This is a genomic window from Streptomyces sp. NPDC033180, from assembly GCF_055577645.1.
This window is the reverse complement of the sequence record NZ_JBVIPU010000013.1, coordinates 245,534-265,064: the sequence shown is the minus strand read 5'-3', so window position 1 is coordinate 265,064 and position 19,531 is coordinate 245,534. Positions and strand designations below refer to the sequence as shown.

Sequence of the window (19,531 nt, the reverse complement as noted above, 5' to 3'; positions counted from 1 at the left end):
AACGGTCAGGTCATCGGCGAAGTGCCGGTCGCCGGTGGCGTCAGGCACGTACTTCACGGTGACAACGATCCTCAAGCTCACGCCGGCTCTCCTACTGCATCGTCTTTACTGGGCTGCTGCCTTGCTCTGGCCACTGCCTTCCTGCAGGCAGCATAGGCGCCTGCAGGGGCGGATCCCGGTCGGGGCGGCCCGCGCTCCGACCAGAATATTACTCGCCAGTACACCTACTGCATTCCCACTGAGCAAGCGCTTTGAACTGTGACCTTCCCAACGCTCTGTAACCGGGCGCGAGGAGGGTTATTCGGGAACTCTCAGTCGCGCAGCCCGTTGAAGCGCCCTTGGTGGTAGAGCAGCGGCCGACCGGCGCCGGCGAGGTCGCCCACCACCGCCTCCGCGATGACGATCCGGTGGTCACCAGCGGGCACCCGCGCCGCAACCCTGCAGACCAGCCAGGCCAGCGTGCCGTCGAGCACGGGAACTCCCTCGGGCCCCTCGAACCAGCGCGTGCCCGCGCCGAAGCGGTCAGCGCCGCTGCGCGCGAAGGTCGTGGCGAGGTCGAGCTGGTGCTCGCCGAGTATGTGGACGCCGACGTGTTCGGCCTCGGATACCGCGGGCCAGCTGGAGGCCCCCGTCCCCATCCCGAACGAGAGCATCGGGGGCTCGGCGGAGACCGAGACGAGCGAGGTGGCGGTGAAGCCGACGGGCCCGGAGGGCCCCTGAGCGGTGATCACGGCGACGCCCGCAGCGTGCTGCCGGAAGACCGAGCGCAGGAGGTCGGGAGAGGCGAGCTGGGGGGAGCGGAGATCGGAAGTGGCCGTCATGGAATTGTCCTTCTGCAGGAGGTACGAGCGGTTCCGTGGCTGCTCAGCAGCCCGGACAGCGCGCACTTGCATGACGGGCGAGGTCCACGTGGACGCGCTCGTAGAGAAGGAGCTCCGGAGGCATGGGAGCAGGCTGGCGATAGATGCGGGGTGCAGTCAAGTCCGTTCTGCGATGTGAAAGTCGTCCCTGGGTCATGCCCCTCCTCCCCCGCGTCCCGGAACTCACACGGCCTTGCCGAGGGCGGCGATCACATCGGCCTTGCGCGGCTGCCCGGTCGCGCGCGTCACGACCTGTCCGTCCGCGTCGAGCACCAGCACGGTCGGCGTCTTGAGGATGCGCAGTTCCCGTACGAGATCGAGTTCCGCCTCCGCGTCGATCTCCACGTGGGAGACGCCGGGAACCATGGTGGCCACCTCGGAGAGGACGCGACGGGTCGCCCGGCAGGGCTGGCAGAAAGCGCTGGAGAACTGCACGAGCGTGGCGCGCTCTCCCAGCGCGTACTCGGCCCATGTGTCCGGCGCCGGCGCGTCGAGCCGATCCCCCGCCTCGCGTATCCACACGTCAGCCTCCTGCCCCGCGTCATGATCCAACTGTCCCCGCCTTCAGCGTCCCGGCGCACGCGAACATTCCCAACGTGACGAGAATCTCGCGCTCGCCGGGCACGATGGGTGGCCAGCGGTCCGTTCTTGGGGCACGATCTGCGCAATGCCGAAAACCTACGGCTGCGTAACTTCCCGCCGGGAACCCCCTCCCCGGGCAGAAACGAAGGGTCATCCCCACCCATGGCAGAGCTTGTCTACCGTCCGGTCATCGGTGCCGCGAAAACCCTGTTCAAGGCATGGGACCTGAAGATCGACTGCAAGGGGTCGGAGAACATCCCTCGCACCGGTGGCGCGGTGCTGGTCAGCAACCACATCAGCTATCTCGACTTCATCTTCGACGGCCTCGCCGCCCTGCCGCAGAAGCGTCTCGTGCGCTTCATGGCCAAGGAGTCGGTGTTCCGGCACAGGATCTCCGGTCCGCTCATGCGCGGGATGAAGCACATCCCCGTCGACCGCAAGCAGGGTGAGGCGGCGTACCAGCACGCGCTCGACTCGCTGCGCTCCGGGGAGATCATCGGTGTCTTCCCCGAGGCGACGATCTCGCCGTCGTTCACGCTGAAGACCTTCAAGTCGGGGGCCGCGCGTCTGGCGCAGGAAGCCGGCGTCCCGCTGATCCCGATGGCACTGTGGGGCACGCAGCGGCTGTGGACCAAGGGGCAGCCGCGCAACTTCAAGCGCAGCCACATCCCGATCACGATCCGGGTCGGCGAGCCGGTGGAGGCCCCGAAGGACCAGTTCGCGGGCGCGATCACCCGGCGCCTTCGCGAGCGCTGCCAGGAGCTGCTGGAGGCCGCGCAGCGCGCCTACCCCGTACGCCCCAAGGGCCCGGACGACACGTGGTGGATGCCGGCGCACCTCGGCGGCACCGCGCCGACTCCGGCCGAGGTGAAGGCCGCCGAGGCGAGCTGAATCGATTACTCGGGGCGCTCGACCACTTTATTCGGGTCGGTCGGACGCCCCCTCCGGCGCGTGGACGGTGAGCCGCGCGCCGGGGCTGAACTTCGCGAGAAGCTCGGCCAGTTCGGCGCCCGCCTCCTCGACGCCCGAGTCCGGCCCCATCCCCTCAAGGAGGAAGATGGCGTTGACCGACTCCTCCGTGAGGCGGGTGCGCGGCCCCTGGCGCCAGTTCCAGCGGCGGCAGGTGACGCCCTCGTCGTCGCACCAGACGACCTCGCCCGCGTCTGGGTGCTCGATGGACTGCTCCCCCGCGGCCGTGGTGACGAAGTCCTCGGTGCCGTCGGCCCGCACCAGGCGCATGCCGCCCTTGATGTGGTCCAGGTCCTCACCGCCGACCGGGATCAGATGGGCGACGCTGATCGCGTTGTAGACGTCGACGAGGATGTTGATCCGCGGCAGACCGCCGTCGGCGAGGGCGCGCTTGGCCAGCGCCTCGGCGGAGTTGCGCGTACGGGACGGCTTCGCGCCGAACGCGGTGTACGCCGCGCGCCAGGCCACCATGTGCGGGTCCTCGTGCGGGGCACGGCCGTCGAGCCGCTCGGCGAGGCGGCGCGCGGCCTCGTCGAGGAGGGCCGAAGTCCCTTCGGTGCTGGGGCCGTTGACGAGCCCGTGGGCCTCGATGGCGACGTGGGTGAAGCCGGGCGCGATGGCGCGGACCTCGTCGGAGACGGTCAGGTCGATGGTCATGGTCCGTCGTGCCTCACAGTTCGTGCGTCACAGTTCTGAGGGGTAGATCTGCCAGAGGTGCAGCCGGTCGCGGGCCTGCTTGAGCACGCTGAGCGCCACCGGACTCGGTTCAGCGTACAGGACTGGATAGTCCACTTCATTGGACTCCGGATCCACGGGCCAGGCCAGCCGTTCCTCGCCGAGACGGAACTGCGCGTCGACCCCGGCCGGTATGTTTCCGCGCGGATCCTGCCGGTGCCACGCGCCGTCGAGGCGTACGGCGACAAGGCCGTGCAGGGAGTATCCGCCGGTGCTGTCGTCCCGCAGCCGCTGATAGCAGAACGCCGTCGGGATGCCCTCGGCGCGCAACAGGGCGGCCAGGGCATGGGACTTGGCCGTGCAGATGCCGGTGCGCTCACGAAGGACGTCGGACGCCCGCCAGGTGACCTCCATGCGGCCCGAGTCCTGCGAGTGCGGGATGGCGTCACGCACGAACTCGAAGGCTGCGCGGGCGTATGCGTAGGTATCGGCGGATGATTTTGCGAGACCGGCCGCCGCCTCGCGGACCAGTGGGTGGTGGTGGTCGACCACGTCGTCGGCGGCCAAGTACGCCGACAGGTCAGGGTTTTCCTGGATCAGCCGCATGGCACGGGAGCATAGGAATACGACCGACCGCACGTCAATGCAATTGCGGTCGGTCGTATATCTATGCAGTCAGCGGGGTTGGCGGCACGGATCAGCGCGCCATCTCCTCCTTGAGGGCCGCGACGAACCCGTCCACGTCCTCCTCACGCGTGTCGAACGCGCACATCCAGCGGACGTCGCCCGCCGCCTCGTCCCAGAAGTAGAAGCGGTACTGCTTCTGCAGCCGCTCGCTCACGTCGTGCGGAAGGCGCGCGAAGACCGCGTTGGCCTGCACCGGGTAGAGGATCTCCACGCCGTGGACGGCGCGCACCCCTTCGGCCAGGCGCTGCGCCATCTCGTTGGCATGCCGGGCGTTGCGCAGCCAGAGGTCCTTGGCGAGCAGGGCCTCCAACTGGACCGACACGAAGCGCATCTTGGAGGCGAGCTGCATGGACAGCTTGCGCAGGTGTTTCATGTGGCTGACGGCGTCCTGGTTGAGGACGACGACGGCTTCCCCGAAGAGCGCGCCGTTCTTCGTGCCGCCCAGGGACAGGATGTCCACGCCGACCGCGTTCGTGAACGTCCGCATGGGGACGTCGAGGGACGCGGCGGCGTTCGATATGCGCGAGCCGTCGAGGTGCACCTTCATGCCGAGCTTGTGCGCGTGGTCGCAGATGGCGCGGATCTCGTCGGGCGTGTAGAGCGTGCCCAGTTCGGTGTTCTGCGCGATGGAGACGACCTGCGGCATCGCCCGGTGCTCGTCGTCCCAGCCGAACGCCTGCTGGTCGATCAGCTCGGGAGTCAGCTTGCCGTCGGGCGTGGGCACCGTGAGCAGCTTGAGGCCGCCCATGCGCTCGGGGGCACCGCCCTCGTCGACGTGGATGTGCGCCGACTCGGCGCAGATCACCGCGCCCCAGCGGTCGGTGATCGCCTGCAGCGCGACCACGTTGGCGCCGGTGCCGTTGAAGACCGGGAACGCCTCGGCCGTGGGGCCGAAGTGGCCGCGGATGACCTGCTGGAGGTTGGCGGTGTAGTCGTCCTCGCCGTACGCGATCTGGTGCCCGCCGTTGGCCAGCGCGATGGCGGCGAGCACTTCCGGGTGGGCGCCCGCGTAGTTGTCGCTCGCGAACCCCCGTACATCCGGGTCGTGGTGGCGGCGCGCGTCGGTCTTCGGAGGGTTCACGGCTTCTCTGTCACGGGGGTCGCGAGCGTTCACGGCTTCTCGGTCAGCCACAGGCGGGTTCCGTTCACTTCTCCGGCGGGTCGCTCCCAGACTCCGGCGATGGCCTCGGCCAGCTCCTTGACGTCCGTGAAGCCCGCGAACTTCGCGTTGGGCCGCTCCGCGCGCATCGCGTCGTGCACCAGCGCCTTGACCACCAGGATGGCAGCCGCCGACTTCGGGCCCTGCTCACCCCCCGCCTTGCGGAAGGCGTCGCCGAGGGCGAGGGTCCAGGCCTCGGCTGCGGCCTTCGAGGCGGAGTACGCCGCGTTGCCCGCCGTCGGCTTGGAGGCGCCGGCCGCGCTGATCAGGAGGTAGCGGCCGCGGTCGCTGCGCTGCAGGCCGTCCTGGAAGGCGAGCGAGGTGTGCTGCACGGTGCGGATCAGGAGCTTTTCGAGCAGGTCCCAGTCGGCGAGGTCGGTCTCGGCGAAGGTGGCGCTGCCGCGCCAGCCGCCGACGAGGTGGACCAGGCCGTCGATCCGCCCGAACTCCTTCTCGGTGCGGGTGGCCCATTCCCGGGCCGCGCCGAGGTCGAGGAGATCGACCGTGTCGCCTATGACGGTGGCCCCGCCGTGCGCGTAGCGCGCGGCGTCCACGGCCTCCGCGAGGCGGGCCGCGTCGGCGTCGGACGCCACGACCGTGGCGCCGGCCTCGGCGAGCCTCAGCAGCGTGGCACGGCCCGCAGGCCCTGCTGCCCCCGCGACCGCGACCACGGCTCCATCGAGTGCGGACATCGTCCTCGCCTCCTTGGTGCGGTCGCTCATGCGGCGACCTGCTCGGCGCGCGCCGCGGTGATCCCCTTGGTGGAGGCGATCACGTGCTTGAGCTTCTTGGAGAGCGCCTCATAGAACATGCTGAGCGGAAACTCGTCAGGAAGCACGTCGTCGACGAGTTTCCTGGGCGGAAGCTGGACATCGAGGGCGTCGGGGCCCTTGGCCCAGCGCGATCCGGGGTGCGGGGCGAGGTACTGGGACACCAGGTCGTAGGCGGCGAACCAGTGCACCAGCTTGGGGCGGTCGATGCCCGCGCGGTAGAGCTCCTCGATCTCGGCGCACAGCTGGTTGGTGACCTGCGGCGCGCGCTGCCAGTCGATCTTGAGCTTGTTGTCGGTCCAGCGGACGACGTCGTGCTTGTGGAGGTACGCGAAGAGCAGCTGGCCGCCGAGACCGTCGTAGTTCTTGACGCGGTCGCCGGTGACCGGGAAGCGGAACATCCGGTCGAAGAGGACGGCGTACTGCACGTCACGCGCCTGCGGCACGCCTTCGGCCTCCAGCTTCACGGCCTCCTTGAAGGCGGTGAGGTCGCAGCGCAGCTCCTCCAGGCCGTACATCCAGAACGGCTGACGCTGCTTGATCATGAAGGGGTCGAAGGGCAGGTCGCCGTGGCTGTGGGTGCGGTCGTGGACCATGTCCCACAGGACGAACGCCTGCTGGCAGCGGTCCTGGTCACCGATCATCTCGCGGATGTCGTCGGGCAGTTCGAGCCCGAGGATGTCGACGGAGGCCTCGGTGACGCGGCGGAAGCGGGCCGCCTCGCGGTCGCAGAAGATGCCGCCCCAGCTGAAGCGCTCGGGGGCCTCGCGCACGGCGATGGTCTCCGGGAAGAGCACGGCCGAGTTCGTGTCGTACCCGGCGGTGAAGTCCTCGAAGGTGATGCCGCAGAACAGCGGGTTGTCGTAGCGCGTGCGCTCGAGCTCGGCCAGCCACTCCGGCCAGACCATGCGCAGTACGACCGCTTCGAGATTGCGGTCCGGATTGCCGTTCTGCGTGTACATCGGGAAGACCACGAGGTGCTGCAGGCCGTCCTCGCGGTGTGCCGCGGGCTGGAAGGCGAGCAGCGAGTCGAGGAAGTCCGGCACCTGGAAACCGCCGTCCGCCCAGCGCCGCAGGTCCGTGCCGAGCGCCTGGTGGTACGCGGCGTCGTGCGGCAGGAGCGGGGCGAGCTGGTCGATCGCGGATATCACGCGGTCCACGGCGATTTCGGCCACGGACTTCGCCGGGGCGTCCTCCGCGTCGAAGTCGATCGAGCCGTCCGCGGACTGCCACGGGCGGATCTCCTCCACGGCGTCCTTGAGCATCGGCCAGGCCGGGTGCTCCACGACCCTTCCGATGGGGGCACCCCCACTCGCGGGAGAAACCGCCTCTTCCGCAACCCTCTGCACAAGAATTTCCGTCACTTGTCAACCTCCACGGGAGAACCTCGCGTTAGAACACCGTATGCGGGCGAGGTTCTCCGCCACAAGAGGGGGCTCGGGAGATTATCCTGTGACACCCCCAACATCACCGCTGTTTTTCCTGCCGTACACCGTTGAGGCGACTGCTTCTGCTACTTCTGCCACCGCGGTGCGCGCATCGTCCAGGAGCCCTGGGAAGCCCAGGAACCCGTGGAACATCTCCGGGTGATGCCCCCGCGTCACCGGCACCCCCGCCAGACGCAGCTTGACCGCGTACGCGGCGCCCTCGTCGCACAGCGGATCGCAGCCCGCCGTGACGATGTGCGCGGGCGGCAGCGCGGTGACGTCCGCGTTCAGAGGCGAGGCGTAGGGGTGGGTGCCGTCGCCGTCCGGGCCGAGGTACTGCTCCCAGAACCAGCGCAGGTGCGCGGCGGTGAGGAAGTAGCCGGTCGCGTTCGACGTGTACGAGTCGCTGCCCTGCCCCGCGTCGAGCACCGGGTAGATCAGCACCTGGAGCGCCACGGCGGGCCCTCCCCGGTCCCGCGCCATCAGGGCCGCCACGGTGGCGAGGCCGCCCCCGCTGCTGTCCCCGGCCGTCACCAGGGCGCCCGGATCACCGCCCAGCCCACCCTCCCTGGTCTCGGCCGCGGCCCAGCACAGCGCCGCGTACGCGTCCTCGGCGGCCGCGGGGAAGCGGTGCTCCGGGGCGAGGCGGTAGGCGACGGAGGCCACGACGGCCCCGGACTCCGCGCAGAGGGTGCGGGCCGTGGCGTCGTGGGTGTCGAGGCCGCAGAGGGTGTAGCCGCCGCCGTGGAAGAAGAGCAGGGTGGGGCGGGGGTCCGCGGAGTGGGGGTGGCTCGCCCCCTCGGGGTGGTAGACGCGTACGGGCAGGTCAGGAGCCCCGGCGGGACCGGGGATGCTGCGGTCCTCGACCCTTCCCACAGGCGGCGCGGCCCTGCCCTCGCGCGCAGGGGCTCGCGCGGCGAGGATGCGGCGTGCCTCGGCCGCGTCGGTGACGGTGCCACCGAGGTCGGGGAAGGCGGCGCTGAGGGCGTCGACGAGGGGCCGCGCCTCCGCGGAGAGCCGGTCGCCGTCCGTGCCGTCGGCCGCCATCACCCGGCCTCCTGGGCGCGGAAGTACGGGATGACCTTCTCGCCCCACTGCCGCAGGGTCTCCATGCAGGCCTCCTGCGGAACGGTGCCCATCTGGATGAGGCACATGATCTCGTCGGCACCCGCGTCGCGGAGCCGTTCCACGTACGCGATGGCGTCGTCGGCGCTTCCATAGGCGTGATCCGCGTTGAAGGTCGCCGTGGAGGTGGGCCGCACCGGGATGTTGTGCTCGTGCAGCCGCGCGACGACCTGCTCTGCGGCCTCGCGCATCGCCGCCGCCTCGTCGGCCCCCGCGACCACGGCCTCGTCGGGGATGCCCGCGCCGCCGTACCAGTGTCCGATGGACTGCGCGAAGAACCGCTGTCCGCGGATGCCGACGCGCCGGGCCTCGTCGCGGTCGTCCAGCACGATGGTCGGACAGAGCACGGAGAAGTGGTCGTTGACGACGCTGGACACGAGGCGCGCGTCGCTCCGGCCCGCGATCGCCGTGTCGTACGCCGTACGCATCTCGGCGATCGACTCGGGCCCCGCGAAGCCCATCACCAGAGCCCCGACGCCGAGTTCGGCCGCCTGGGCCAGGGTCTCGGTCCTGCTGCAGGCGAGGAAGAGCGGGGGGTGGGGGGTCTGCCGCGGCCGGGGCAGGATCGGGTGGGGGTCGATGTCGAGCAGAGCGCCATGATGCTCCAGCTCCTCCCGCTCCCAGGCCTTCCCGATGATCTGCAGCGCTTCTTCGACCTCCTGGGTCGTACGTTCCTTGTCGACGCCGCAGAGCGAGGTCTCCTGGAGCGTCCCTCCGCGCCCCGCCCCGAGGTCGAGCCGGCCGCCGGAGAGCAGATCGAGCATGGCGGCGCGTTCGGCGACGCGCACCGGGTGGTTGAACTTGAACGGCATACAGACCACGCCGTGCCCGACGCGGATGGTGCTGGTGCGCGCGGCGACCCAGGTCAGGAAGATCTCCGGGGCGCTCATGTGGGCGTACCACTTGAGGGAGTGGTGCTCGACCGCCCAGACGCGGTCGAACCCCATCTCCTCGGCCAGGACGGCCTGTTCGACGCTGTCCCGGATGAGTTGGTGCTCGCGCTCGACGGTGGGGTCGGCGAGCTGAGCTTCGAATATGACGGAGAACTTCACTTGCCCTCCAGGGAGTTGACCACTGCGGTGCGGGCGCGCGCCTTGCTTCGATTAGCCATATGACTACTCGTCAGGTATCGAAGTAGCAAGAGCTTCCGCGTGAGCTCTTCCCGAAGCCGTCCCACCTTCGAGCCGGGGGCTCGGGCTGGTCCGCAGCGGGAGCTTGCTGAGCGCCGCCGGGCCGGGCTGCGTAGCATTCGTCACAGGAGAGGGAAGGGAGTTCCGCATGACTCCGAAGCAGCCCAGGACCGAGCTCGACGCCCGCTACAGCTCCGCGCTCAAGCCGCGCCCTGGCGCGGAGAACGTCACAGCCACCGACTGGGCCGAAGCCCAGCGCCTACTGCGTGCCGCAGAGATCTTCTGGATCACCACGGTTCGGCCGGACGGCCGGCTGCACGTCACGCCACTGATCGCCGCCTGGCACGACGGGGCGCTGCACTTCAGCAGCGGGCAGGGCGGACAGAAGGTGAAGAACCTGGCCGGCAATGCCCACTGCGTACTCACCACGGGGCACAACTCGTTCTCCGAGGGCCTCGACGTCGTGGTCGAGGGCACGGCGGAGCGAGTGACGGATCCGGCGCGGCAGAACGAGGTCATCGCCTCGTTCGAAGCGCAGTACAAAGACCACATCACCTCGCCGGAGGGGCTCTTCTACGGCTTCGGCGACAGCATCCGCGAGGGCAACGACCTGCTGTTCGCGGTGGCACCCGGTACGGCGTACGGCTTCGAGCACGACGGCCAGGTGTTCAGCCACACGCGCTACACCTTCTAGCGGGCGACGGGGGAGCGACCCGGAGCGGGGTCCGCACTTCGAGGCGCGACCCGGAGCGGGGTCCGCACTTCGAGGCGCGACCCCCGCTCACCTGGCAAAACGCGACTGCGGTCAGAGACCGAACTCCTGCGGGGAGAGGTTGAGCGCCGCGCACGCCTCGCGCAGGACCTGCTCCTCGGCCGGGGCGATGTACCCGTCCGCGCCGGCGACCACGAACCCGGTCTGGACGACCGCCTTGGCCTCCATCGGCTTCTTCGCCGCCTTGGCGATCTCCTGCATGACCTCGGTCTTGCCCTGCTGGAAGTTGAACGACAGCTGGTCGACGTGCTTGTTGAACCGCTGCTGCAGCTGCTCCGGCGGGAAGTTCTTCAGGACGTCGTTCTGCAGGATCAGTGACTCCACGTGCTGCCGCTCGGCCGGGTCGACGGAGCCGTCGGCCGCCGCGACCAGGGCGCACATGGCCATGCTGGCGTCACGGTAGGAACCGCTCTTGAGCTCCGTCTTGAGGGAGGCGAGCTGGGACTTGAGCACGCCCACGAGCTGCGCCTTCGACCCCCCTCCTGACCCTGACCCCGATCCCGGACCCGGGCGTCCGTGACCGCCGGAGCTCCGTGCCCCCTGCGACTGCTGCAGACCCTTGGCCTGGTCCTTGATCCGGTCCCACATCGCCATCCGTGCCACCTCGACTACCTGTTAGCTCGTACGCGCGTGTTCCACGCGTCCTCCTGCCAACGCCTCCCCGCACCCCGAAGTTCCGTTGTCCGCGCCGAGCGCGCTGGGAGAATCACGGGCACGTTGGAACCCCTAGTCGCCAGGAGCCCCATGTCCATCCGCCGCGCCATGCCCGACGTCCGCACCGAGGCCATGGAGGAGAGCCGCGACTTCTACGGTCTTCTGGGGTTCGAGGAGGTCATGAACCTCGGCTGGGTCATGACGCTCGGCTCTCCTTCCAACCCAACGGCCCAAGTCACCTTCATGAGCGAGGACAAGACCGCGCCCGTCGTGCCCGACATGAGTGTCGAAGTGGACGACGTGGACGCGGTTCACGCGGCGGTGCGCGAGAGCGGCGCGGAGATCGTGCATCCCTTGCGGGACGAGGAGTGGGGCGTGCGCCGGTTCTTCGTGCGTGATCCCAATGGGCGGGTCGTCAATGTGGTGAGCCACCGGTGAGCCCGGCACCCTGACATCACGCGTCGAGACCGCCGCGTTCGACCAGTTGGCGCGCGATGCGGCCTTCGTCCGCCTCCCGGGCCGCGTATGGTCGCTCGGATCTCGCCGGTGGCCATCTTCGGCAGGTAGCGGCGCCGCTGTCTCTCCTCTGGCACGGCGAGGCCGAAGACGACGAGGCCCTTCATCCGCTCGATCAGGGCTTCGGGGTAGGTGTTGGAATGCTCCAACTCCCGTACGACCGGCTTTACTTCCTTGTCGACGAAGTCCCGCACCGTGTTGACGGCGAACCGCTCGTCATCGGACAGGATGTCGAGAGTGCTCATGCCGTGACGCTCCTCGTCGACATGACGGTCGACATGACAAAGGCAAGGAGTGTTCGAACTCCTTGCCACTCTTAACTTATAACGCATGGGGGGCCTTGCGGCAAGGCCCCGGTCCTGCCGCACAATCATCCGCCTGAGCCAGGACGGCCTGAGCCAGAACACAGCGAAATGAGAACAATGATTGACGTGATCGTGGTCGGCGGCGGGCCCACCGGTTTGATGCTGGCGAGCGAGCTGCGACTCCATGGCGTGCACACCGTCGTCCTGGAGAAGGCGGAGAAGCCCACCGCGCAGTCCCGCGGTCAAGGCCTGCACGCGCGCAGCGTCGAGGTGATGGACCAGCGCGGCCTGCTTGACCGGTTCCTCGCGGTCAATGAGAAGTTCCAGGTCGGTGGCCTGTTCGGCGGCATCATGAAGCCGTGGCCGGCCAAGCTGGACACGGCCCACCCGTACGGCGTCGCCACCCCGCAACCGGTCACCGAGCGGCTGCTCAACGAGCGCGCGGTCGAGCTCGGCACCGACATCCAGCGGGGCCGCGAAGTCGTCGGGTTGAGTCAGGACGACGACGGGGACGGGGGCGGCGGGGTGACCGTCGAGCTGGCGGACGGCACGCGCCTGCGTGCGCGCTACGTCGTCGGGTGCGACGGCGGCCGCAGTGCGGTGCGCAAGCTGCTCGGCGTCGGTTTCCCCGGCGAGGCCGCCAAGGTCGAGACCCTCCTCGGTGAGATGGAGGTGACCGCGGACCCGGAGACGGTCGCCGCCGCCGTCAAGGAAGTACACAAGACCCAGCTGCGGTTCGGCATCGCCCCGCCCAACGAGGACGGGATCTGCCGGGTGGTCGTGCCCGCCGAGGGTGTGGCCGAGGACCGTGCCGCCGAGCCGACCCTCGACGACTTCAAGGAGCAGCTGCGGGCCCACACGGGCACCGACTTCGGCGTGCACTCGCCGCGTTGGCTCTCCCGGTTCGGCGACGCCACCCGGCAGGCCGAGCGCTACCGGGTCGGCCGGGTGTTCCTCGCGGGCGACGCGGCGCACATCCACCCGCCGACCGGTGGGCAGGGGCTCAACCTCGGTGTGCAGGACGCGTTCAACCTCGGCTGGAAACTGGCCGCGGCGGTCGACGGCTGGGCGCCGGACGGGCTCCTCGACACCTACCACGCCGAACGGCACCCGGTGGGGTCCCGCGTCCTTGCCAACACCCGCGCGCAGATCACGATGCTCGGGGCCGATCCGGGGGCCACCGCTCTGCGTGAGCTGTTCTCCAAGCTGATGGACTTCGAGGAGGTGAACCGGTACGTGACCGGGATGATCACCGCGGTCGACGTCAGCTACGACTTCGGCGAGGGCCACGAACTGCTCGGTCGGCGGATGCGGGACGTGGAGCTGAAGCAGGGGCGTCTCTACGGGCTGATGCACGAGGGCCGCGGGCTGCTGCTCGACCAGACCGGCAGGCTTTCGGTCGCCGGGTGGGCCGACCGGGTCGATCACGTCGTCGACGTCAGCGAGGAACTGGATGTGCCCGCCGTGCTCTTGCGGCCCGACGGTCATGTGGCGTGGGTCGGTGAAGATCAGCAGGATCTGCTCGGCCGACTGCCGCGGTGGTTCGGCGCACCGAGCCAGGCGGTCCCGCCCGCCGGAACATCACCGTCCGCGTCGTAACCGCAGGACCGGGCCGACCGTCCCGGATGCTCGGGCGTTGAGCTATCCCGGACGTTCGGGGGTGGGGCCGCCCTGGAGGCTCGAGCACCGGGCCGACCCGGATGCTCGGGCGACAAGCCGCGCCCGATGCTCACGTGTTGGCCTGGACGCTCGCGCGTTGAGCTGCCCGGAGTTCAGCCGACCTGTGTGTGGAACTGCACCAGGCGCTGCTGGACGAGGTTCACCGTGCCGCGCTGGCGGCCCGGCACGCGGCGCCTCAACGCGACCAGGGCCGGGCCGAGTTCGCGGACGGTGTCCGGGTCGCGGACCTGCTCCCACTGGTGGTGGGCCAGGTCCGCGGCGGCCTCGACGTCGGGATTGTCGGGGGCCTGGCCTGCCGTGATCCTGGTGGAGACCACCGCGAGCCAGATCTCGCAGCTGCGCCCAGGATCCTTGGCGAAGATCGCCAGATGTCCGCGGACCTCCATCCAGTGCACCACTTCGGGCGAGGACGGCCCGTACGTACGCAGCGCCTCCTGCTCCCAGGCCGCCGCCATGGCCGCGGCCTCCCCGTGCCGCCCGGCCTCAACGGCCTTGGTGATCGCCGCGTGCGGGTCCGCACCGGCGGTCCGCGGCGCCGCGGAAGGCGGCACGTCAGGGGCGTCAGGGACGCCAGGGGTGGGGCCACGCTGTTGGGCGGGCACCGGCGCACGGTTGCCCCGCATGCCCCCGAGTCCTCCTGCGGGGAAGGCGACGGCAGGGTCGGCGGACAGCAGCACGATGCCGGTCGCGCCCTCCTCCACCGTCTGGGCCGCGACGTGCTGATGCAGATCCGCCAGCGGCGGCCGGTGCCCGCTGCGCAGGACCGTCGCCAGGGCCTTCATGTACGAGGGCGCCGCGACCGCGCGCCGACCCGGCGGCGGCGCGATCCGCCCGTAAAGCGCCACACCCGGCCCCACGTCCAAGGAGCGCTGCGCCAACTGCTGCCAGCTGTCCGTGTCGGCATGCAGGTCGGCGATGACGGTCGTGCTGCCGGGCGGCCGCAGCCGCAGCTCCTGGGCGATCCAGTGCCAGGGGAATCCGGTGTAGCGCACCGTGGCCGCCGTGGTCCGCGCGAGGGCCACATGCTGCAGTCGCTGGCGGCGATCGAGGTGCAGTTGCCCGACGAGGTACACCGTCAGAGGTCCCGGCGCCATCGCCGCCGCACGCAGCCGCGTGAGTACGGTCTGCGGATCAAGCGGGTCCGCGAGCTCCACGACGCTGGCGGTCGCGGTCCCGGCGAGCACCGCCGGCGACACCGCGGCGAGCACGGGCAGCACGGAGGCCGCGTCCACCATACGGGCCTTGCCGACCGGCGCCGCCGCGATCAGCAGCGCGGTCCCGGGCACCGTCCCCTCCCCATCAGTCACCAGAGCACCGTATCCGCTGCTTGCCCCAGGGGTGGCAGTGGTGTTCACCATTCGATCCGGCGCCGCTCTCCGGCGCCTCCGCCTCCGCCTCGCACTACCGGGCTCTCCGGGACGAGCGTCCGTGCTGCCGGAGCCGGCGGCCGCCGCCGATTCGGCGGCGGCCGCGGCGCCCCTGGGAGCAGGCTCCCCCTGGCACCCCAGGAGCGGGTGTCCGCACCGGCCGACGACCAAGGGGCCGCGAGAGGCCCCCGGACGCAACGGCCGGCAGGACAGGCCGGTGTCCGCGCGTCCGCTGCAGGGAAATGCGGACCCGGCAGCCCGAGTCGGGCCGGTCCGGGGGCTGGGGGCGGGCCTCGGCGCCAGGGTAGAACGAGCAGGCGGGAGCGGACAACGCCTTTCCGACCCTCCCGGGATGGCCATGCGTGGGCCCCTGTCGCGTTGCCCGCGCCCCCACGACCCCACGACCCCACGTCCCCACGACCCCACGTCCCCACGACCCCACGTCCCCACGTCCCCACGACCCCACGTCCCCACGCCCCCACGCCCCCACGTCCCCACGTCCCCACGTCCCCACGAAAGGGTGATTGAGGACCGAGCCGCGCTGGAAGCATTGGTTCCGCCCCGAGGTGTCTCTAGCGTCCGGCCATGGCGTCCACACCTCATACTCCTGGTCCCCCGCTGCCCGGCCCGCGCGCGACAGGAGACCCCGATCCCGCGTCGCCGGCGCCCCCGGGGACCCCCGCCGCCGCGGCGCCAACTCCGGCTCTGAGCACGTGGATCGAGAAGTATCTGTTACCCACCCTCGGTGTCGGTGGCGCCCTGCTGTTCGGGCAGCTGACCGTCGAGTACGACCAGTTCTACCGGGAGCTGGGCATGGCCCCCGGCGATGTGGGCGTCGAGTACTCGACCCGGCTGAGCGGGTCCGCGGGGCTCGTCCTGATGAGTCTCGTCGCTTCCGGGGCGCTGTTCGCGCTGGCCCATGTCTGCCTGCATGCCGTGCGACGTTTCGGCCCGCCGGCCGCCCGTGCCCGGGCCGTTCGCATGCGGGCGTCCGCGCGCCGGCCGGCGAAGCGCAGAGCCATGATCCTCGTCTGCTGTGCGACAGGGATCGCCATCGTCGCGGGGCTCGTCGGCTACGTGGCCGACGAGATGGCGGACAGCGCCAAGAGCGGGAAGTGGGTCGAGCCTCTGCATTTCGGTCCCATCACCGTCCTGGCCGTCCGCGCGTATCCCGCGGACGTGCGCCTGACCGTCACGGACGGCACCAAGCGGCTCGACCTGGGTGCGGTCGACGCCGGCCACCTGCTCTACATCGGGCACGGGCCCAACACGGTGGTCCTCTACGACCATCGCAGTCAACGCCCCCTGTACCTGCCCGCCAAGGACGTGACCGTGACGACGTACAACTGCGAGACCTGGCGGGCGGAGAGGCACATCCGCTGCCGCGACTGACGGCCGACTGCCGCGGCTGACGGCCGATGAGTTTCGGCGAGTACGGCGGTCAGTAATCCCGTAACCGCGATGATGAAGCGGCGACCGGCGAAAACTCACCAGGAGATCTTGAGATGCGTACGTTGATCAGCACTGCTTTCGTCTCCCTCGACGGCGTCGTGGAGGCCCCGGGCGGCGAGCCCGGATACCGGAACTCCGGCTGGACCTTCAAGGACATGGAGTTCCTGCCGGAGGCCTACGAGATCAAGGGCCGGGAGCAGGAGGAAGCCACCGCGATGCTGTTCGGCAGGGTGAGCTACGAGGCGTTCAGCCCCGCCTGGCCGGACATGGAGGAGTTCTCGCAGTACAAGACCATGCCGAAGTACGTCGTCTCCGGCACCCTCACCGAGGACAAGCTGGTCTCCGGCTGGGGCGAGCAGACGATCCTGCGCTCGCTGGACGAGGTCGCCGCGCTGAAGAAGACCGAGGGAGGCCCGATCATCATGCACGGCAGCGCCACCCTGAACCGGAACCTCTCCGACGCCGGCCTGATCGACCGCTACCACCTGCTCGTCTTCCCGCTGCTGCTCGGCGCGGGCAAGCGCCTGTTCAGCGACACGGACAAGGACACCCAGAAGCTGAAGCTCGTAGAACACGAGGCCTACGCCAACGGCCTCCAGAAGAACATCTTCGACGTCATCCGCTGAGGCCGCGCCGCCATCCCCTTTCCGCCCCCGTGCCGCCCGGGGGTGCGCCGCCGGCGTGGGGCGCGGGCGCCGACGGCAAGACCGGGCGCGAGGACGCGTTGCGGCAGGGCGAGAAGACGCCCGCCGACATCGGGACGAAGCCCGGCGTGAAGAACTGGCGCAAGGCGCCCGTCGAGCATCTGATCCATCCCTTCGGTCAGGGCCCGCGCTACTCCCCCGTCTATGGCGGTGAGTTGCTCCCGCTGAGACCCAAGGAGGCGTTCGCCACCGGCCGGTTCAACAAGGTTCCGGTCCTCCAGGGGATCAACCGCGACGAGATGCGGGCGATGGTCTACGGCATGGAGCTCGCCAAGAGGCAGGCTACCGGCGACCCGGACGCGACGATCGACGCGGCCGACCGCCGGGCCCGTCTGGAGGAGGAGTTCGGCAGGGAGAAGGCCGCGGTCATCGCCGAGCGCTACCCCGTCCATGCCTACGCCGACAACCCCGCCCTGGCCCTCGCCGCCGCCCTCACGGACGCCCACTACGCCGAGCCTGCCGTCGGCACCGGTCGCGCGCTGGCCCGCCACGTGCCCACGTATTCCTACGAGTTCGCCGAGCAGGAGACGCCCTGGTACGCGGACCCGATGTACCCGAAGCCCAACTTTCCCGCAGGGGCCGGGCACCTCTTCGAGCTGCCCTACCTCTTCGAGATCGATGACTACGAGAAGCTCAACCCCGCCCAGCGCGACCTGTCCGACGCGATGATCCGCATCTGGACGGACTTCGCCCGCGGCGGCAAGGCCACCTGGAAGCCCGCCACATCCGCCGCCCTGAATACGCAGTCCCTCGCATCGGGCCCCGGCGGCATCCACCCGGTGGGCTTCGCCAAGGAGCACCAGTACGACTTCTGGAAGTCTCTGCGCTGAGCCGCTCCCCGTGGCGGTCAGACGCTCCGGCCGTGCTCACCCACCGCGATTCGGGCCAGCTTCGTCAGCATCATGCCGTTGCGGATCGCGACGACGTAATCCACCGGGAGGCCGTGCATCCGGGTGCCGGGGCCCCGCAGTGGGTGCCAGTCGAGGATGACGAGGGTGTACTCGCCCCAGGGCACCAGGTGGATGGCGATGCGGGCCGCCCCGAAGGGACCCGCCTTCGCCTCCAGCTGCAGACGGCGCTCGGGTTCGCTGATGCGGACGACGCAGGTGTCGTCGAGGACCAGCGGGCCGACGCCGACCCGGACCCTCAGACGGGCGCCCACCGCGGGCCAGTGCGGGTCCGCGGCGAGAACCTCCTGGGTTCCGGTCACCCACTCCCCGTACCGGTGGCCGTCGGACAGCAGGCTCCAGACCTCGGCCGGGGAGGCCAGGATCAGACGGCGGTTCCGGGACACACTGACCACACTCCTCCTGGGGGGTATGGCACGATTTTTGCACTTTGTCACCCGAGGCACCTTCCGAGGAGGCCAGTGCCGGGCGGCACGCCCCGTGCGAGGGTGGCTGAAGGGTGATCTCGTCCCTCGAACACAAGGAGCCGCCGCATGCCCACCGCAGCCACCGCAGCGAGCCTGACCCTGGACCTCACCTCGGGGGTGAAGACCCGTGACCTCGAGGATCTGTACCAGGACCTGCACCGCCACCCGGAGCTCTCCTTCCAGGAGCACCGCACGGCCGGGATCCTCGCCGAACGGCTGCGAGGCGCCGGGTACGCGGTGAGCACCGGCGTCGGCGGAACCGGCGTCGTGGGCGTCCTGGAGAACGGCGACGGCCCTGTGGTGTGGCTGCGCGGCGACATGGACGCGCTGCCGGTCACGGAGACCACGGGCCTCGCGTACGCCTCCACCGTCGACGGTGTCATGCACGCCTGCGGTCACGACATGCACGTGACCTGGCTGGCGTTCGCCGCCGAGGCGCTGGCGGCCGGCCGGGAAACCTGGTCGGGCACCGTCGTGGTGATCGGGCAGCCGGCGGAGGAGGGCGGTGACGGAGCGCGGGCGATGGTCTCCGACGGGTTGCACGAACGGTTCCCCCGCCCCGACGCCGTCTTCGGCCAGCACGTCGCCCCCGGCCCCGCGGGCCTCGTCTCCCACACCCCTGGCCTGATCATGTCGGCCGCCGACGACGTGCACATCGTGGTGCCCGGGGTCGGCGGCCACGGCTCACGGCCCGAGGCCACCGTCGACCCGGTGGTGACAGCCGCGTACATCGTCACCCGGCTGCAGACCGTCGTCTCCCGTGAGGTGGCCGCGGCGGAGGCGGCCGTACTGACCACAGGGCAGTTCAACGCCGGGCAGCGGCCAAACATCATCCCCTCGGAAGCCCGGCTCGGGCTGAACCTGCGTACGCAGGACGTGCAGGTGCGCGAGCGGGTCCTGTCGGCCGTCCGCCGCATCGTCGAGGGGGAGTGCCTGGCCGCCGGGTGCCCGACGCCGCCCGAGGTGAACACCGGAGCGAGCTTCCCCGCCACGGTCAACGACGCGGCGCTGGACGCGGAGATCGCCGCCCTGCATCGCGAACTCCTCGGCGCGCGGGGCGTGTTCGACTTCGGGCCCGCGATGGGCAGCGAGGACTTCTCGCTCCTCGTACCCACCGGGGTGCCCTACGACTTCTGGTTCGTGGCCTCGACACCGCAGAGCGCATGGGAGGCCGCTCCGGGGCAGAAACTCGGCGAGAAGATCACCGCGGTCCCGGGCAACCACAGCTCCCTGTTCACCCCGGACCTCTCGGTCCTGCTGCCGGGCGTACGGACCCTGGTGGGCGCCGCGCTGCACGGGCTCGGCGGCTGAGCTTCAGCGGG

At 70.2% G+C, this 19,531-nt stretch carries 20 protein-coding genes and 2 pseudogenes; 8 read left to right on the top strand and 14 right to left on the bottom strand.

Features of this window, described 5'->3' with window-relative positions:
• From ACZ5WE_RS29985 to ACZ5WE_RS29975, 3 genes and pseudogenes are all read right to left on the bottom strand, one after another.
• A pseudogene (locus ACZ5WE_RS29985) lies at window positions 1-81 on the bottom strand (electron transfer flavoprotein subunit beta); the annotation flags it as partial.
• A gap of 230 nt (window positions 82-311) precedes the next feature.
• On the bottom strand, window positions 312-821 hold the full coding sequence (locus tag ACZ5WE_RS29980) for a flavin reductase family protein (protein ID WP_467693592.1): 510 nt from the start codon (window positions 819-821) through the stop codon (window positions 312-314).
• Between the two features lie 222 nt (window positions 822-1,043).
• Complete coding sequence (locus tag ACZ5WE_RS29975; protein WP_467693629.1) at window positions 1,044-1,376, bottom strand: thioredoxin family protein; 333 nt, start codon at window positions 1,374-1,376, stop codon at window positions 1,044-1,046.
• Window positions 1,377-1,604: 228 nt separating this feature from the next.
• Here ACZ5WE_RS29975 and ACZ5WE_RS29970 point away from each other — a divergent pair, with 228 nt between their 5' ends.
• Complete coding sequence (locus ACZ5WE_RS29970; RefSeq protein WP_453399775.1) at window positions 1,605-2,333, top strand: lysophospholipid acyltransferase family protein; 729 nt, start codon at window positions 1,605-1,607, stop codon at window positions 2,331-2,333.
• A gap of 27 nt (window positions 2,334-2,360) precedes the next feature.
• Here the strand turns inward: ACZ5WE_RS29970 and ACZ5WE_RS29965 are convergent, their stop codons facing one another.
• The 7 genes from ACZ5WE_RS29965 to ACZ5WE_RS29935 form a co-directional block, all read right to left on the bottom strand.
• Window positions 2,361-3,068: a B3/B4 domain-containing protein gene (locus tag ACZ5WE_RS29965; RefSeq protein WP_467693591.1), complete on the bottom strand. Its 708-nt coding sequence runs from the start codon at window positions 3,066-3,068 to the stop codon at window positions 2,361-2,363.
• Window positions 3,069-3,095: 27 nt separating this feature from the next.
• Complete coding sequence (locus ACZ5WE_RS29960) at window positions 3,096-3,692, bottom strand: transglutaminase-like domain-containing protein (protein WP_467693589.1); 597 nt, start codon at window positions 3,690-3,692, stop codon at window positions 3,096-3,098.
• Between the two features lie 91 nt (window positions 3,693-3,783).
• Window positions 3,784-4,854: a threonine aldolase family protein gene (locus tag ACZ5WE_RS29955; RefSeq protein WP_467693587.1), complete on the bottom strand. Its 1,071-nt coding sequence runs from the start codon at window positions 4,852-4,854 to the stop codon at window positions 3,784-3,786.
• Between the two features lie 29 nt (window positions 4,855-4,883).
• On the bottom strand, window positions 4,884-5,654 hold the full coding sequence (locus ACZ5WE_RS29950) for an SDR family NAD(P)-dependent oxidoreductase (RefSeq protein WP_467693585.1): 771 nt from the start codon (window positions 5,652-5,654) through the stop codon (window positions 4,884-4,886).
• A complete protein-coding gene (locus ACZ5WE_RS29945; RefSeq protein WP_467693583.1) occupies window positions 5,651-7,066 on the bottom strand; it encodes a DUF6421 family protein in 1,416 nt (471 codons plus the stop codon). Before ACZ5WE_RS29945 ends, ACZ5WE_RS29950 begins: the two co-directional genes overlap by 4 nt.
• Before the next feature lie 81 nt (window positions 7,067-7,147).
• Window positions 7,148-8,176 carry an alpha/beta hydrolase gene (locus ACZ5WE_RS29940; RefSeq protein ID WP_467693582.1) on the bottom strand — a complete coding sequence of 343 codons (1,029 nt, stop codon included), beginning with the start codon at window positions 8,174-8,176 and terminating at the stop codon, window positions 7,148-7,150.
• Complete coding sequence (locus ACZ5WE_RS29935) at window positions 8,176-9,306, bottom strand: LLM class flavin-dependent oxidoreductase (RefSeq protein ID WP_467693580.1); 1,131 nt, start codon at window positions 9,304-9,306, stop codon at window positions 8,176-8,178. Before ACZ5WE_RS29935 ends, ACZ5WE_RS29940 begins: the two co-directional genes overlap by 1 nt.
• A 226-nt stretch (window positions 9,307-9,532) precedes the next feature.
• Here ACZ5WE_RS29935 and ACZ5WE_RS29930 point away from each other — a divergent pair, with 226 nt between their 5' ends.
• Window positions 9,533-10,078 carry a pyridoxamine 5'-phosphate oxidase family protein gene (locus ACZ5WE_RS29930; RefSeq protein WP_467693579.1) on the top strand — a complete coding sequence of 182 codons (546 nt, stop codon included), beginning with the start codon at window positions 9,533-9,535 and terminating at the stop codon, window positions 10,076-10,078.
• Window positions 10,079-10,189: 111 nt separating this feature from the next.
• Here the strand turns inward: ACZ5WE_RS29930 and ACZ5WE_RS29925 are convergent, their stop codons facing one another.
• Window positions 10,190-10,750, bottom strand: a complete 561-nt coding sequence (locus ACZ5WE_RS29925; RefSeq protein ID WP_467693577.1) for a tellurite resistance TerB family protein — start codon at window positions 10,748-10,750, stop codon at window positions 10,190-10,192.
• Window positions 10,751-10,900: 150 nt separating this feature from the next.
• Between ACZ5WE_RS29925 and ACZ5WE_RS29920 the strand changes: the two genes are divergently transcribed.
• Window positions 10,901-11,248 (top strand): VOC family protein, encoded by a 348-nt coding sequence (locus tag ACZ5WE_RS29920; protein ID WP_467693576.1) that lies wholly within the window; start codon window positions 10,901-10,903, stop codon window positions 11,246-11,248.
• 68 nt (window positions 11,249-11,316) lie between these two features.
• Here the strand turns inward: ACZ5WE_RS29920 and ACZ5WE_RS29915 are convergent.
• Window positions 11,317-11,571 (bottom strand): annotated as a pseudogene (locus tag ACZ5WE_RS29915) (acyl-CoA dehydrogenase family protein); the annotation flags it as partial.
• Window positions 11,572-11,748: 177 nt separating this feature from the next.
• On the opposite strand from ACZ5WE_RS29915, the gene rox reads away from it, so the two are divergent.
• Window positions 11,749-13,230, top strand: coding sequence for a rifampin monooxygenase (gene rox / locus ACZ5WE_RS29910; RefSeq protein WP_467693574.1), 1,482 nt, complete (start codon window positions 11,749-11,751; stop codon window positions 13,228-13,230).
• Window positions 13,231-13,403: 173 nt separating this feature from the next.
• Here rox and ACZ5WE_RS29905 read toward each other — a convergent pair whose 3' ends face one another.
• Complete coding sequence (locus ACZ5WE_RS29905; RefSeq protein WP_467693628.1) at window positions 13,404-14,597, bottom strand: hypothetical protein; 1,194 nt, start codon at window positions 14,595-14,597, stop codon at window positions 13,404-13,406.
• Between the two features lie 666 nt (window positions 14,598-15,263).
• Here ACZ5WE_RS29905 and ACZ5WE_RS29900 point away from each other — a divergent pair.
• The 3 genes from ACZ5WE_RS29900 to ACZ5WE_RS29890 all read left to right on the top strand — a co-directional run bounded on the left by ACZ5WE_RS29900 (window position 15,264) and on the right by ACZ5WE_RS29890 (window position 17,664).
• Window positions 15,264-16,070, top strand: a complete 807-nt coding sequence (locus ACZ5WE_RS29900; RefSeq protein ID WP_467693572.1) for a hypothetical protein — start codon at window positions 15,264-15,266, stop codon at window positions 16,068-16,070.
• A 113-nt stretch (window positions 16,071-16,183) separates the two neighbouring features.
• Complete coding sequence (locus ACZ5WE_RS29895) at window positions 16,184-16,756, top strand: dihydrofolate reductase family protein (RefSeq protein ID WP_467693570.1); 573 nt, start codon at window positions 16,184-16,186, stop codon at window positions 16,754-16,756.
• Between the two features lie 29 nt (window positions 16,757-16,785).
• On the top strand, window positions 16,786-17,664 hold the full coding sequence (locus ACZ5WE_RS29890; RefSeq protein ID WP_467693569.1) for a carboxylesterase family protein: 879 nt from the start codon (window positions 16,786-16,788) through the stop codon (window positions 17,662-17,664).
• Window positions 17,665-17,681: 17 nt separating this feature from the next.
• Here ACZ5WE_RS29890 and ACZ5WE_RS29885 read toward each other — a convergent pair whose 3' ends face one another.
• Window positions 17,682-18,128, bottom strand: coding sequence for an SRPBCC family protein (locus tag ACZ5WE_RS29885; RefSeq protein WP_467693568.1), 447 nt, complete (start codon window positions 18,126-18,128; stop codon window positions 17,682-17,684).
• Window positions 18,129-18,275: 147 nt separating this feature from the next.
• On the opposite strand from ACZ5WE_RS29885, the gene ACZ5WE_RS29880 reads away from it, so the two are divergent.
• On the top strand, window positions 18,276-19,520 hold the full coding sequence (locus ACZ5WE_RS29880; protein WP_467693566.1) for an amidohydrolase: 1,245 nt from the start codon (window positions 18,276-18,278) through the stop codon (window positions 19,518-19,520).
• Window positions 19,521-19,531: the final 11 nt, after the last annotated feature.

Excerpts from the sequence above, each read along its gene's own strand:
- ACZ5WE_RS29880 (WP_467693566.1), top strand. The coding sequence starts at position 18,276 with ATGCCCACCGCAGCCACCGCAGCGAGCCTGACCCTGGACCTCACCTCG.
- ACZ5WE_RS29965 (WP_467693591.1), bottom strand. The coding sequence starts at position 3,068 with ATGACCATCGACCTGACCGTCTCCGACGAGGTCCGCGCCATCGCGCCC.
- ACZ5WE_RS29970 (WP_453399775.1), top strand. The coding sequence starts at position 1,605 with ATGGCAGAGCTTGTCTACCGTCCGGTCATCGGTGCCGCGAAAACCCTG.
- ACZ5WE_RS29920 (WP_467693576.1), top strand. The coding sequence starts at position 10,901 with ATGTCCATCCGCCGCGCCATGCCCGACGTCCGCACCGAGGCCATGGAG.
- ACZ5WE_RS29930 (WP_467693579.1), top strand. The coding sequence starts at position 9,533 with ATGACTCCGAAGCAGCCCAGGACCGAGCTCGACGCCCGCTACAGCTCC.
- ACZ5WE_RS29980 (WP_467693592.1), bottom strand. The coding sequence starts at position 821 with ATGACGGCCACTTCCGATCTCCGCTCCCCCCAGCTCGCCTCTCCCGAC.
- rox (WP_467693574.1), top strand. The coding sequence starts at position 11,749 with ATGATTGACGTGATCGTGGTCGGCGGCGGGCCCACCGGTTTGATGCTG.
- ACZ5WE_RS29895 (WP_467693570.1), top strand. The coding sequence starts at position 16,184 with ATGCGTACGTTGATCAGCACTGCTTTCGTCTCCCTCGACGGCGTCGTG.
- ACZ5WE_RS29900 (WP_467693572.1), top strand. The coding sequence starts at position 15,264 with ATGGCGTCCACACCTCATACTCCTGGTCCCCCGCTGCCCGGCCCGCGC.
- ACZ5WE_RS29950 (WP_467693585.1), bottom strand. The coding sequence starts at position 5,654 with ATGAGCGACCGCACCAAGGAGGCGAGGACGATGTCCGCACTCGATGGA.
- ACZ5WE_RS29940 (WP_467693582.1), bottom strand. The coding sequence starts at position 8,176 with ATGGCGGCCGACGGCACGGACGGCGACCGGCTCTCCGCGGAGGCGCGG.
- ACZ5WE_RS29960 (WP_467693589.1), bottom strand. The coding sequence starts at position 3,692 with ATGCGGCTGATCCAGGAAAACCCTGACCTGTCGGCGTACTTGGCCGCC.
- ACZ5WE_RS29925 (WP_467693577.1), bottom strand. The coding sequence starts at position 10,750 with ATGGCGATGTGGGACCGGATCAAGGACCAGGCCAAGGGTCTGCAGCAG.